The organism is Streptomyces fumanus (assembly GCF_014655295.1).
Taxonomy (GTDB): Bacteria; Actinomycetota; Actinomycetes; order Streptomycetales; family Streptomycetaceae; genus Streptomyces; species Streptomyces fumanus.
The window spans coordinates 378810-392309 of record NZ_BNBI01000010.1; the positions used below are offsets into that span (position 1 = coordinate 378810).

11 protein-coding genes are annotated in these 13500 nt (G+C 75.5%); 8 read left to right on the forward strand and 3 right to left on the reverse strand.

Annotated elements, in window-relative coordinates:
• Positions 1-4 precede the first annotated feature (4 nt).
• Entirely contained in the window at positions 5-1507 is a 1503-nt protein-coding gene (locus tag IE316_RS23885; protein ID WP_190206492.1) for an SCO1417 family PLP biosynthesis transcription factor, read from the forward strand.
• 63 nt (positions 1508-1570) lie between these two features.
• On the opposite strand, the gene IE316_RS23890 is transcribed toward IE316_RS23885, so the two are convergent.
• A complete protein-coding gene (locus tag IE316_RS23890; RefSeq protein WP_229910531.1) occupies positions 1571-3349 on the reverse strand; it encodes a P-loop NTPase family protein in 1779 nt (592 codons plus the stop codon).
• 53 nt (positions 3350-3402) lie between these two features.
• Positions 3403-3597: a hypothetical protein gene (locus IE316_RS23895; protein WP_190206493.1), complete on the reverse strand. Its 195-nt coding sequence runs from the start codon at positions 3595-3597 to the stop codon at positions 3403-3405.
• Positions 3598-3907: 310 nt separating this feature from the next.
• Here IE316_RS23895 and IE316_RS23900 point away from each other — a divergent pair, with 310 nt between their 5' ends.
• From IE316_RS23900 to IE316_RS23915, 4 genes are all read left to right on the forward strand, one after another.
• Entirely contained in the window at positions 3908-4300 is a 393-nt protein-coding gene (locus IE316_RS23900; protein ID WP_190206494.1) for an ankyrin repeat domain-containing protein, read from the forward strand.
• A gap of 312 nt (positions 4301-4612) precedes the next feature.
• Positions 4613-6031, forward strand: a complete 1419-nt coding sequence (locus tag IE316_RS23905) for a HEAT repeat domain-containing protein (protein ID WP_190206495.1) — start codon at positions 4613-4615, stop codon at positions 6029-6031.
• Between the two features lie 295 nt (positions 6032-6326).
• Positions 6327-7454 (forward strand): glycosyltransferase family 4 protein, encoded by a 1128-nt coding sequence (locus IE316_RS23910; protein ID WP_190206496.1) that lies wholly within the window; start codon positions 6327-6329, stop codon positions 7452-7454.
• On the forward strand, positions 7451-8620 hold the full coding sequence (locus IE316_RS23915) for a glycosyltransferase (RefSeq protein WP_190206497.1): 1170 nt from the start codon (positions 7451-7453) through the stop codon (positions 8618-8620). Before IE316_RS23910 ends, IE316_RS23915 begins: the two co-directional genes overlap by 4 nt.
• A gap of 32 nt (positions 8621-8652) precedes the next feature.
• On the opposite strand, the gene IE316_RS23920 is transcribed toward IE316_RS23915, so the two are convergent.
• On the reverse strand, positions 8653-9966 hold the full coding sequence (locus IE316_RS23920; RefSeq protein WP_190206498.1) for an MFS transporter: 1314 nt from the start codon (positions 9964-9966) through the stop codon (positions 8653-8655).
• A 127-nt stretch (positions 9967-10093) separates the two neighbouring features.
• Between IE316_RS23920 and IE316_RS23925 the strand changes: the two genes are divergently transcribed.
• The 3 genes from IE316_RS23925 (at position 10094) to IE316_RS23935 (ending at position 13482) form a co-directional block, all read left to right on the forward strand.
• The gene (locus IE316_RS23925; protein WP_190206499.1) at positions 10094-10789 is read left to right on the forward strand and encodes a GntR family transcriptional regulator; all 696 of its coding nucleotides are present in this window, start codon (positions 10094-10096) and stop codon (positions 10787-10789) included.
• A gap of 232 nt (positions 10790-11021) precedes the next feature.
• The gene (locus IE316_RS23930; protein ID WP_190206500.1) at positions 11022-12551 is read left to right on the forward strand and encodes a hypothetical protein; all 1530 of its coding nucleotides are present in this window, start codon (positions 11022-11024) and stop codon (positions 12549-12551) included.
• A gap of 46 nt (positions 12552-12597) precedes the next feature.
• Complete coding sequence (locus IE316_RS23935; protein WP_190206501.1) at positions 12598-13482, forward strand: hypothetical protein; 885 nt, start codon at positions 12598-12600, stop codon at positions 13480-13482.
• Positions 13483-13500: the final 18 nt, after the last annotated feature.

A 13500-nucleotide genomic window follows, 5' to 3' on the forward strand; every position in this document is an offset into this window, starting at 1 on the left:
TCACATGGCGCAGTGGACCTCGGCGGTGGGGGCGGCCCAGCTCGCCCGGCTGCTCCGCTCCCAGCAGGACCGCCCGGCCGGCCCCGGCACCCGCCGCCCGCCCGCCTACCGGGCGCTGGCCGACGGCATCCGGCTGCTCGTCCTGGAGGGCCGCGTGCCGGTCGCCGCCCGGCTCCCCGCCGAACGCGAGCTGGCCCTCGCCCTGTCCGTCAGCCGCACCACGGTCGCCGCCGCCTACGAGGCGCTGCGCGGCGAGGGCTTCCTGGAGTCCCGGCGCGGCGCGGGAAGCTGGACCGCCGTCCCGGCCGGCAACCCGCTGCCCGCCCGGGGCCTGGAACCGCTGCCGCCCGAGGCGCTCGGCTCCATGATCGACCTCGGCTGCGCGGCGCTCCCCGCGCCCGAGCCCTGGCTCACCCGGGCCGTCCGGGGCGCCCTGGAGGAACTGCCCCCGTACGCCCACACGCACGGCGACTACCCGGCCGGGCTGCCCGCGCTGCGCGCCACCATCGCCGACCGGTACACCGCGCGCGGCATCCCCACCATGCCCGAGCAGATCATGGTCACCACCGGGGCGATGGGCGCCATCGACGCCATCTGTCACCTCTTCGGCGGCCGCGGCGAACGGATTGCGGTGGAGTCGCCGTCGTACGCCAACATCCTGCAGTTGATGCGCGAGGCCGGGGCCCGGCTGGTGCCCGTGGCGATGGCCGAGGGGCTGACCGGCTGGGACCTGGACCGCTGGCGCCAGGTGCTGCGCGAGGCCGCGCCCCGCCTCGCCTACGTCGTCGCCGACTTCCACAACCCCACCGGCGCGCTCGCCGACGACGACCGGCGCCGGGCCCTGGTCGACGCGGCCCGGTCGGCGGGCACGGTGCTGGTCGCCGACGAGACGATGAGCGAGCTGAAGCTGGACGAGGACGTGCGGATGCCGCGCCCCGTCTGCGCCTTCGACCCGGCCGGCTCGACCGTCATCACCGTCGGGTCGGCCAGCAAGGCGTTCTGGGCCGGGATGCGCATCGGCTGGGTGCGGGCGGCGCCGGACGTGGTCCGCAGCCTGGTCGCCGCGCGGGCCTACGCCGACCTGGGCACGCCCGTACTGGAGCAGTTGGCGGTGAACTGGCTGTTCGGCACCGGCAACTGGGAACAGGCCGTCGAGGTCCGGCGCGAGCAGGCCCGGGAGAACCGGGACGCCCTGGTGGCGGCGGTACGGCGGGAGCTGCCCGAGTGGGAGTTCGAGGTGCCGCGCGGCGGTCTCACCCTGTGGGTGCGGGCCGGCGGGCTGTCCGGCTCCAAGCTGGCGGAGGCGGGGGAGCGGGTCGGCGTGCGGGTGCCGTCGGGGCCCCGGTTCGGCGTCGACGGCGCGTTCGAGGGGTACGTCCGGCTGCCGTTCACCGTCGGCGGCGCGCTGGCCGACGAGGCGGCCTCCCGGCTGGCGGCGGCGGCCCGGCTGGTGGAGAGGGGCGGCGCGGGGAGCGCGGGGGAGGCGCCGCGGACGTTCGTGGCCTGAGCCGGTCCGGGGCCGGGTGAGCCGTGTGAGCCGTGTGCCGGACGCCGGGCGGGTCGGCGGCCGCTACGGCTTGATCAGGGTCGGGACCGACCTCTTCTTCTTGGGTTCCTCGGGCTTGCCGAGCGTCGGGACCGTGCGGGGCCGCTCCGGCTCCGCCTCGGTCAGGACCGGGACGGGGCCGGCTGGGGCGGGCTCGGCGCCGGTGGCCGGTTCCGGCACCGTGTCGTCCGGCGCCGGGCGGGTCCCGGGCTCCCGCGGGTCCTGGTCCGCGGGGGCGGTCAGGTCCTGCTCACCGCCGGGCACCTCCGGGACGTGCTCGCCGTCCGCCGGGGTGGTGCGCGGCGGCAGCAGCTCCAGGACCGCCTCCCGGTGGGCCCGGCCGGCGGCGTCGTCGTACGGGTCCGGCGTGGCCGGCACCTGGAGGCGGTGGACCGGGCCGGCGCCCAGTTGGGCGTAGCCGCGGCCGGGCACGATCCGCGCGACCGGCGTGGTGGGCGGCGGCGCGCCGAGCACGGACGCCAGCAGACCGGCGTCGGCCGGGCCGAGCACCACCCGCGCGCGTGTGTGCTGCCGTACGGCGTCGCTCAGGGTGTCGTAGGCGTCCAGTTGCTCGGCGACGACCACCGTCACCTGGGCCGCGCGGCCGTGCCGCAGGGGCACCTGGAGCAGGGACTGCGGGTCCCGGCGGCCGTCCGCGGAGGCGAGGTGCGCGAAGGCGCCGGGGCGGTCCAGCAGGATCCACAGCGGCCGCCGGGTGTCGTCCGGCGGCGGCCGGCCCTCCTGGCGGGCGCGGTTGACGGCGATCAGCCGGCGTTCCGTCTCCTGGGCGGCCCACTCCAGGCCGGCCAGCGCCCCGGTGAGGCCGCACTCGACGGCCAGCACGCCGTCGCGCCCGGTCAGGCAGGCGTACTCGCCGGTGCCGCCGCCGTCGACGATCACCAGGTCGCCGCCGTGCTGGAGCGCCTGGAGCGCGACCGAGCGCAGCAGCGTGGAGGTGCCGGAGCCCGGCTGGCCCAGGGCGAGCAGATGCGGCTCGGTGGAGCGCGGGCCCGTGCGCCAGACGACCGGCGGCACGTCCCGCCGCTCCTCGCCCTGGGTGAGCGGCAGGGTGCGGTGCACCTCGGTGGGGTCGGTGAAGCCCAGGACCGTCTCGCCGGGGGCCGTCACGAAGCGCTGGGCGGCGATGTCGGTGGGCAGCGGCGCGAGGACGGTGAGGGTGAGGTGGTTGGCCTCCTCGTCCCAGTCGAAGCGGTACTCGCGGCTCCGGCCGGCCTTGGCGGTGAGCAGGTGCTCGATCCGGGCGCGGGCGGCGGCCTCCCCGTCGGTGAAGTACGCCGGGTAGCGGATCACCAGGTGCGCGAACCGGCCGTCGGCGTCGAACTCGTACGCCGGGAACGCCTTCTCCCAGGAGCCGCCGTGCGCGTACAGCGGCTCGGGGTCCTCGGCGAGCGAGAAGTAGGGCACCAGGGCCTCGTAGAGCGAGGCCAGGCGCTGGGCGCCGGAGTCGTCCGGTCCCTCGGGGGCGGGCGGGGTGCGGTCCCGGCCCTGCCAGGCCGCCGCCGCCATCAGCGCGATGGCGGCGAGCAGCGGTCCGTACGGCATCAGCGCCACGATCAGGAGCACCGACGCCACCAGGAACAGCAGCGCGCCGCGCCGGTCCTTGGGGGTCTCGGCCCATCTGCGCCGCGCGGCCGACGCGAGCCGGCCCAGGCCGCGGGCGATGGTGATCAGCGGCTGGAGGACGTCGGCGGCGCTGTCGGCCGCCGTCCGTGCCAGCTCCCGGCTCCGGGCGAGCTGCGCGCCGCCGTTGCTCAGAATGCGGGGGAGGGGGCGCCGGGCCACTGCTGCCTCCTGGGCGTGCGTACGGGGTGGGGGCGGTGCGGGCGGGGGGGCGGTCAGAACTTGATGCCGCCGAGGAGCCCGGCGAGGCTCTCGCCGCCCGCCTTGATGCTGGGGGCGATGGCGGTGCTCGCCAGGTAGAAGCCGAACAGCATGGCGACCACCATGTGCGACGCCTTCAGGCCGTCCTTGCGGAAGAAGATGAACAGGACGACGCCGAGCAGGACCACGCCTGAGATCGAGAGGATCATGTGAGTTCTCCTGGTTCGCGGGGACAGTCGCCATGAGTACTTCCAGGATCACAGCATGTGTCTATACGATAAAAGGTGCAAGCGGGTGAAAAACGGGCAAGTTACCTCGCCTGGTCGAGCGGCTCCCCGGCCGCCGGGCGGTGGCCCGCGCGATCCGTGAACGCTGTGTGATCTTTGCCTCGGGCGCATCCGGCCATGTGCGCCACGAGCCAGTACCCTGGCGATTCACTCGTACGGCCGCGCCGCTCGCGGCCGTACGCACCCGATCCCCCCGACGTTGCGGCGTCCGAGTTGAGAGGCGGTCCGGCCGATGAGCGAAGCCCCCGACCCCGAGGTCGTGGAGCTGGCGACCAAGATCTTCGATCTGGCCCGGCAGGGGCGGACCGACGAACTCGTCGCGTACGTCGACGCGGGCGTCCCCGTCAACCTCACCAACGACCGCGGCGACTCCCTCGTGATGCTCGCCGCCTACCACGGCCACGCCGACGCGGTCCGCGCCCTGCTGGCCCGCGGCGCCGAGGCCGACCGGATCAACGACCGGGGTCAGACCCCGCTCGCCGGGGCCGTCTTCAAGGGCGAGACGGACGTCGTCAAGGCCCTCCTGGAGGGCGGCGCGGACCCGGCCGCGGGCACCCCCTCGGCCGTCGACACGGCCCGCATGTTCGCTCGTACGGAGGTACTGGAGCTGTTCGGCGCGCACTGACGCCCCACCGTACTCAACCTTCTGACCAGGGAAAACAACGAAAACGGGGGAGGCGGTAGAGGGCCGCCGAAATTTCGGTCGCGGTCGACCGAAGCGCCGGGTCATCATGACGACGTGGTTCACGGACGTGATGGCTGGGCAGGTCTTGCCGCACCGCGCGGCCCGTGATCCGGTCCGCAAGGGCCACCGACGAGAGGCAGAGGAAAATGGTCTTCGACAAGCATGAGACGGCGGGCGTCCCGACGTGTGGTCACGCGGCCAGGTAACGCGTGTTCCCCGGTTGCGCCGACGCTTGATATGAGGCTGTTTCCCATGTTCGATCCGTTCATAGCGCCCAGCGGTACGCTGCTCGGCCTGCTCCAGCGGGGACGCGGCGACGGCACGCTGCACGCGCTGACCGCCCCCCGCCCCGAGGCGCTCGCCGCGCTCAACCACTGTGTGGTGCGGGACCCCCGCCACGACTGGCAGGTGGAGAACCGCTCCCTCTACTACGCCCGTCTCTTCCTCGATCTGGGCGGCGACCTGGACGCCATCGAGGCCCACCTCTTCGACGCCGAGGACCTGCTGGACACCGACGAGTCCCGCACCGGCCTCGCCCTCGCGGTCCTCGGCCACCTCGCCTCCTACGGGCGGCCGGGCGCCCTCGGCCTGCTGCGCCGGTACGCGGCCACCGGCGCCAACTGGGCCTGGGCCCTGGACGAACTGGCGCTGCGCGACGACGACGCCGGGCTGCGCGCCCTCGCCGAACCCGTGCTGGCCCGCTTCCCCGAGGGCGCCGAGGGCGAGGCCGAACTGGCCGCCGCCGTCCGCGACGCCTTCGAACCGCGCCCCTGGCGGCTGTGGGCGGACGATCCGCGCCCGGCGGTCGCCACGCGCGTGCGTGCCGCCCAGGAGACCGGCTGCTTCGACCGCTGGCAGCGGCAGATGCGGCCCGCCGGACCCCGCCCGGACTGGAGCGTCGGCGCCGTCCTCGCCTGGGCCCAGGAGGGCCTGGAGCGCGGCGCCGCCCTGCATGTGCCGGCCGCCCGCTGCCTCGCGGCCGTCGCCGGTCCCGAGGACCGGGCCGAGATCGTCGAGGCCGCCCGGTCCGGCGACGACGGCGCCCGCTGCACCGCCCTGCGCTATCTCGCCGACAGCGACGATCCCCAGGCCCTCGACCTGATCGAGGGCGCGGTGGGCACCGGCACGACGGCCGTCGTGGACGCCGCGGTCGACGCCTTCGAACGGATGCGCGGCTCGTACGCCGTGGACCGGGCGCGCGGCTGGGTCCACCGGCCGGACGCCCTCGGCGCCGCCGCCGGCCGCGTGCTGGCCTGCCGGGGCCTGCCCAAGGACTCCGACCTGGTGCTGACCGCCCTGCGCGAGGCGGTACGCGGCGAAGGCCCCGACGCCGCCACGCTGTGGACCCTCGTCGACGGCACCGGACGGCTCGGCATCGCCTGCGCCGCCCCCGTCCTGCGGCACATCTACCGTGAGACGGCCTCCTCCCACTTGCGCGGCCGGGCCGCCCGCGCCCTGGCCGCCACCGACCCCTCCTTCCCCGCGGGCTTCGCCGTGGAGTGCCTGTGGGACTGCGAGGAGTCCACCCGCGAGGTCGCCGCCCGGCACGCCGCGACCGGGGACAAGCGCGTGGTCGAGCGGTTGCGCCGGCTCGCCGCCGACCCCGCCGAGGAGGCCGAGGTGCAGACCGCGGTACGCAGCCGGATCGGGCCGGACGCGTCTGCGGTGTGAGGGGGGCGGGCGTCCGGGGTTGCCAGGGGCGCGCGTCCGGGGGCCGGGGTGTCGGGGGCGTGCGGGGTGTCGGTGGGGCGCGCGTCCGGGGGTGTCAGGGGCGCCTGGGATGTCAGGAGGCGTGCGGAGTGTGAGGGGGCGTGCGCCCCGGGTGTGAACCGGGGGTGGCCCGTGGGCCAGGCGGGTGTGGACACGTCCTGACCTGCGCGGAGCGCAGCGCAACGCTCATGGGCCGTTCCTCGCCCGGACAGATCCACTTTGACGCGGGCACGTCCAGTCCGGCGACAACACCGGTATGCGTGTCGCCATCGTCACCGAGTCCTTTCCCCCCGATGTGAACGGCGTCGCCCACTGCGCGCTCCAGACCGCCCGGCACCTCGCCGACCGCGGTCACACCCCCGTCGTCGTCGCACCCGCCCCGGCGCCCGGCCGGCGGGCCGGCGATCCCGCCCCGTGCCCGGTCGTGCACGTCCCCTCCCTCCCGCTCCCCGGCTACCCGGACGTCCGCGTCGCCCTGCCCAGCAGGCGCTTGGCCGCGACCCTCGCCGAGCACCGCGCGGACGTCGTCCACCTGGCCGGCCCGTTCGTGCTCGGCGTGCGCGGCATGGCCGCCGCCGCCCGGCTCGGCGTCCCCGCCGTCGCCGTCTACCAGACCGACCTCGCCGGATACGCCCGCACCTACCTGGGCGCCGGGGAGGCGGCGGCCTGGCGGCGCATCCGCTCCGTACACCGCGCCGCCGACCTCACCCTCGCCCCGTCCGGCGCCGCCCTGCACGACCTGCGGGCGCACGGCGTGCCCCGGGTCGCCCTGTGGCCGCGCGGCGTCGACACCGCCCGCTTCCGGCCCGCCCTGCGCGACGAGGCACTGCGCCGCGAACTCGCCCCGGACGGCGAGCTGATCGTCGGCTACGTCGGACGGCTCGCCCCCGAGAAGCGGGTCGACCTGCTGGCCGGGGTCTGCGCCCTGGACGGCGTACGGGTCGTGGTGGTCGGCGACGGACCGTCCCGGCCCGGCCTGGAACAGGCGCTGCCCGGTGCCGTGTTCCTCGGCCGCCGTACCGGCGACGACCTCGCCCGGGTCTTCGCCTCCCTGGACGTCTTCGCCCACACCGGGCCCTTCGAGACCTTCTGCCAGACCGTGCAGGAGGCCATGGCCAGCGGTGTGCCGGTCGTCGCCCCCGCCGCCGGTGGCCCCCTCGACCTGGTCGACCACGGCCGCACCGGGCTGCTGGTGCCGCCGGGCGACGCCGCCGCCGTACGGGACGCGGTGCGGTCGCTGGCCGCCGACCCCGCGCTGCGCGCCGCCTGCGGCAGCGCCGGGCGGACGGCCGTGGAGGGCCGCACCTGGGCCGCCGTCGGGGACCGGCTGATCGGCCACTACACCGACGTGCTCACCGCGCGGAAGGCGGTGCTGGCGGCATGAGCGCCCTGCGGATCGTCCGGCTCGCCAACTTCGTCGCCCCCGCCTCCGGCGGTCTGCGCACCGCCCTGCGCGAACTGGGCAAGGGGTACCGGGCGGCCGGGCACGACCCCGTCCTGATCGTGCCCGGCGACCGCGCGAGCGACCGCGAGACCGAGCAGGGCCGGGTCCTCACCCTGCCCGGGGTGCCGCTGCCCGGCACCGGCGGCTACCGCGTCCTGACCGACCGGCGGCGCCTGGCCGCCCTCCTGGCGGACCTCGCCCCCGACCGCCTGGAGGTGTCCGACCGCACCACCCTGCGCTGGACCGGCAAGTGGGCCCGGCGGGCCCGGGTCCCCGCGGTGATGGTCTCCCACGAGACCGCCGACGGCGTCCTGCGCACCTGGGGACTGCCCGAGGCGGCGGCCCGCCGCGCGGCCGACGCCCTCAACACCCGGACCGCGCACGCCTACGCGCGCGTGGTGTGCACCACCGAGTTCGCCGAACGGGAGTTCGTACGGATCGGCGCCCGCAACGTCGTCCGGGCACCCCTGGGCGTCGACCTAGCCGCACGGCACCCCGCGCTGCGCGACCCCGGGCTGCGGGCGCGGCACGCGCGCGGGGACGAGATGCTGCTGGTGATGTGCTCCCGGCTGTCGGTGGAGAAGCGGCCCGGGACCGCGCTGGACGCCCTCCAGGCGCTGCGCCGGCGCGGTGTCCGGGCGGTGCTGGTGGTCGCCGGGGACGGTCCGCTGCGGGCCCGGCTCGCACAGCGGGCGCGGGAGCGGGGGCTGCCGGTCACCTTCCTCGGGCACGTCGCCGACCGGGACGCCCTCGGCGCGTTGCAGGCGTCCGCCGACGTGTGCCTGGCGCCGGGGCCCGCCGAGACGTTCGGGCTGGCCGCGCTGGAGGCGATGGCCTGCGGCACGCCCGTGGTGGCCAGCGCCTCCTCCGCGCTGTCCGAGGTGATCGGCTCCGCCGGGGCCGTCGCCGCCGACCACGGCGAGGCGTTCGCCGACTCGGTGGAGACGCTGCTGACGGTCCGTAGGGAAGGGGAACGGCGGGCGGCGGCACGCGCGCGTGCGGAGTGCTTCGGCTGGGACACGGCGGTGGCCGCCTTCCTCGCCGCCCACGACGCGCCGGCTCCGGCCCGCCGGTCGCGCCCCGGGGTGCCGAAGGGCGTGGCTTGAGCGAAGGCGGGGGCCGGGGTCGGTCAGGAGGTTCAGGCCAGTTCCCGCCCGCGTGTCTCGGGCAGTCCGAGCAGTGCCAGGGCCGCGACGCCGTAACCGAGAGCACCGAAGACCAGCGCGCCGCCCACACCCCAACTGTCCGCCAGGAAGCCGACCGCGGTGGGGAAGACGGCGCCCACCGCGCGGCCGGTGTTGTACGTGAAGCCCTGCCCGGTGCCGCGCACCGCCGTCGGGTACAGCTCGGCCAGGTAGGAGCCGAAGCCGCTGAAGATCGCCGACATGCAGAAGCCCAGCGGGAAACCGAGCACCAACAGGAGGGTGTCCGCGCCCGCCGGGATGTTCGCGTACGCCAGGACGCACACCGCCGACAGCAGCGCGAACAGCCAGATGTTGCGCCGGCGGCCCAGCCGGTCGGTGAGGTGGCCGCCGGTCAGATAGCCGATGAAGGCGCCCGAGATCAGGAACGTCAGATAGCCGCCGGTGCCGACCACCGACAGCCCCCGCTCGTCCTTGAGGTACGTCGGCACCCAGGTGGCCAGCGTGTAGTAGCCGCCCTGGACGCCGGTAGACAGCAGGGCGGCGAAGAGCGTCACGCGCAGCAGACCGGGCGAGTCGGCCGAGCCCGGCGCGAAGACCGCCCGGAACGAGCCCTTCGCCGTACCGCTCACCCGCGCGGCGCTCGCCTCGGGCGCGTCCGTGACGCTGCGCCGCACCCAGACCACCAGCAGCGCGGGCAGCGCACCGGTCCAGAACATGATCCGCCAGGCCAGGTCGTCGCCGGCCACCGAGAACACCAGCGTGTAGACGAGCGCGGCCAGCGCCCAGCCGACCGCCCAGGAACTCTGGACCGCGCCCAGGGTGCGGCCCCGGTGCCGGGCGCTCGCGTACTCGGCGACCAGGACCGCGCCGACCGCCCACTCGCCGCCGAACCCGAGGCCCTGCAGCGCCCGGAAGACCAGCAGCGTCTCGTAGGTGGGCGCGAAACCGCAGGCCACCGTGAACGCGGCGTACGTGATCACGGTGAGCATCAGCGCCCTGACCCGGCCGAACCGGTCGGCCAGCACGCCCGCGAGGGCGCCGCCGACCGCCGAGGTGACCAGGGTGACGGTCGTGAACAGCCCGGTCTGGCCGCTGTCCAGGCCGAAGTACGCGGCCAGCGCGACCATGCTCAGCGGCAGCGTGAAGTAGTCGTAGGAATCGAGGGCGTAGCCGCCGAACGCGCCCGCGAAGGCGCGGCGCCCGCGCGGGCCGAGGGCGCGCAGCCAGCCCAGCGCGCCCGCGTCGTCGGCGCGTTCACCGGAACCGGGGGGCGTGACCAGGGTCGGAGGGGGAGGAGTCGTGCTCATGGGCACCTCGCAACGGAGGACGGAGGGTGCGTACGGAATGAGCCGTGCCCAGCACCGTAGAGGATCGTTCAACGATCCCTCAATACCCATGTTGTTTCGTTCCTGTGTCTGCGGTTGAATTCCGGGCATGGCAGAGCAGCTCGCGCAACTCGCGGACGACCGGGCGCTCCTGGGGCGCACCAGCACCGCCGAGCGGGTCTCGGACATCCTCAGGAGCCGGATCTCCGAAGGCTTCTTCCCGCCCGGGACCCGGCTGTCGGAGGACAGCATCGGCGGCGCCCTCGGCGTCTCCCGCAACACGCTGCGCGAGGCGTTCCGGCTGCTCACCCACGAGCGGCTGCTGGTGCACGAACTGAACCGGGGGGTCTTCGTCCGGGTCCTGACCGTCGACGACGTCGAGGACATCTACCGCACCCGCACCCTCGTGGAGTGCGCCGTCGTCCGCGGCCTCGGCGAGCCGCCGTACGCGCTGGACGCGCTGGCCGGGTCGGTCGAGGAGGGCCGGCGGGGGGCCCGCGAGGGTGACTGGAAACGGGTGGGTACGGCCAACATCCACTTCCACCGGGAACTGGTCGCCCTGGCCGGCAGCGAGCGCACCGACGAGGTGATGCGCAGCGTCTTCGCCGAACTCCGCCTCGCCTTCCACGTGGTGGACGACTGGCGGGCCCTGCACGAGCCGTACCTCGCCCGCAACCACGAGATCCTCCAGGCGCTCCGGGCGGGCGACCGCGACGGCGCCGAGCGGTTGCTCGCGGTGTACCTCGCGAACTCGCAGGAGAGGCTCGTGGAGGTGTACCGGCGGCGGGTGGGCGAGGACGGCTGACGCCGGCGGGGGCGAGGGCGGGGGCGGGGGCGAAGGCTGGGGCTGGGGCGGAGCTTCCGGCCGGGGGACGGGAGGGCTCGGGGCTCACGGGGTGTCCGCCGCGGGCCCCGGGGGCGCTGGGGCGCTGGCCGGGCTCCCGTGAGGCGGTCGTCGCGGTGCCCGGACGCCCGTGCGGCCGGGGGCGTGCGTACCGTTTGGGTCGTTGTCAGACCTAGCACCTAGTCTGTGCACCGTGACTTCGCCTGCACCGACGGACAGCGTTCCGCCCCAGCTCAGCGCGGGGCCGCGCCCCGCGACGGGCCCGGCCGCCGACGAGGGACTGGCGCGGCGCCTGCGCGCGCTCGCCTGCACCGCCCCCCTGCACGACCTCGACGCCCGCAAGGCCAATCTCGCCGGTGAGTACTCGGTGTACGGCATGGCGGAGATCGCCCTCGCCGCCATCGATCTGGTCACGCTCAACATGGACTTCGACACCGGCGCCGACCACGACCAGATCGTGGCCCGGCTGGTCCCGCGCGTCGCCGCCCAGGCCCCGCGCCGCCCCGCCGCCGAGCACGAGCGGGTGGCCCGCTGGGTCCTGGAGAACCTGATCAACGTCGGCAGCGTCGACCGCGGCTTCCGCGCGGTGTACGGCACGTTCGACCCCGACGGCACCTATGTGCGCCGCGACTACGACTTCAAGCTGCTGGAGGAGGTCCCCGGCCCCGGCGGCACCGTCTACCTGCGCACCACCGACGAGGCGGTCAACGTCCTGGTGGGCGCCCTGGACACCGACGTCACCAGCGCGCAGATCGCCGCCGAGGTCAAGCTGGAGGTGCTGATCAGCCGGGGCCGGCTCGCCGACGCCCAGTTGGCCGCCGAGCAGGCCCGGTACCGGACCGTGCAGTACTCCGAGACCCTCCGCAAGGCCCTCGACGCCACCCGGCGCAACGTCCGCGCGGTGGACTGGCTCCACGCCGTCCCCGACATGATCGCCGAGGCCCTCGACCACGTCGCCGACCGGTACCGCCACGAGAACGCGATCCTCACCAACATCCGCAAGGCCCGCGACGAGTCCGAGGACCCCGAGCACAAGCGCCGCGCGGCCGAACTGGTCGACATCGTCAAGGACTGCATCCGTCGGCACACCCAGCTCCAGTCCCGGCTGCTGGAGGCCGGGCCCCTGTTCCGCGCCGAGCAGGACCGGCAGGCGTTCGCCACACCCCTGGCCGCCTCGGGGATCGACCTCTACGGCCACCTGCTCGCGCCCGTGCTGCCGCTGCCCCTGGAGGGCGCGCTGCGGGTCACCGACGCGTTCTTCGCCCACGGCACCGGGCTGCGTACGCCGGTCTCCGTCCGGGTCGGCGACCTCGTCGACATCCTGCTGACACCGCCCGTCGAGCGGGAGCACCTGGGCGCCGAGATGCCCGAGCCCGACCTGATCGCCACCCCCGACGACAGCCGGTTCAGCGAGGAGCAGCTCGCCGCCGCCATGGAGCTGCTCGACCTGCCGCACGACGCGCCGCGCCGGCTCTCCGGGCTGCTCGCCGAGGCCCGCGCGACGGGCGACCCGGACCTGGCCTACCTCGTGGCCCTGCTGGCGGTCCACGCGGCCAGCCCGCCGGTCGGCACCGCCTACCGGCAGGGCGAGCGCAAGCTGCTCTTCGCCGTCGACGACGGCACCGAGCTGGACGACCCCGAGTTCGGCGGCGCCGACCTCATCGTGGGCACGGCCCTGCTGGACGCGGCCGGCATGGCCGCCGACCGGACGGAGGCGGCGTGAGCGCCGCGCACACCCACAAGCACCCCCGCAGCAAGGAGTACCGACCGTGACCGAGCCCGCCGACTGGAGCGAACCGGAGCCTTCGGGCGCCGCGCCGGCCGCCGCGGCGGTCACGCCCGCCGATGCCGCCGACGCGGCCCGGCTGGTCGCCTTCGGCCTCCAGCCCAAGCTGCTGCCCGCCCGCGACCAGGAGTACGCCGACCTGCTCCGCCGCTACCGCGAGGACCCCCCGTTCGCCCGGCTCGCCGACGCCGTCGCGGCCGGCCTCGGGCTGGTCGTGCTGGAGGTGTCCCCCCGCGCGGGCATGGCCGTGACCGCCGCCGAGGACTCGGTGTTCGCCGTCCGCATGGGCGACTACGCGCGCCGCGCCGCCGCCGACTCCGGCGACCGCTTCCTGCACGGACTGGCCCATCTCGCCGTCGCCGCCATGGCGTTCCCCCGCCCCGAGGACCTCGCCGACGACGGCTACATCGGCCGCGTCACCGTCAACGGCGTCGACTCCTTCGTCCGCCAGGCATGCCACCGCCTGGAGGAGCGCGCCGCCGAACAGGGCGAGAACACCGACCCGGTCAGCGACGCCCCCGGCCTGGAGGCCGCCTGGCGGATCTGGGCCCGGCGCAGTGCCGCCGGCGCCACCAAGGACGCCCGCAGACTCCCCGGCTCCACCACCGGCATCGTCGGCAAGGCCGTCGCCTTCCTCACCGACTCGGGCTTCCTCCAGCGCACCGGCGACGAGCACGGCGGTACGTACCGCACGACGGCCCGCTACCAGCTCCAGGTGCGCGACCTGGCCGGCAGCGCCGCGCTGGCCGAGCTGCTGGAGCTGGGCGTCGTCCCGGTCACCGACGGCACGCCGACCCTGCTGCCCCCCGAGGACACCGACGACCTGGATCTGGTGGCCGACGCCGGCCTGCCGTTCCACTCCGCCTGACCCCATCCCCCCACGACG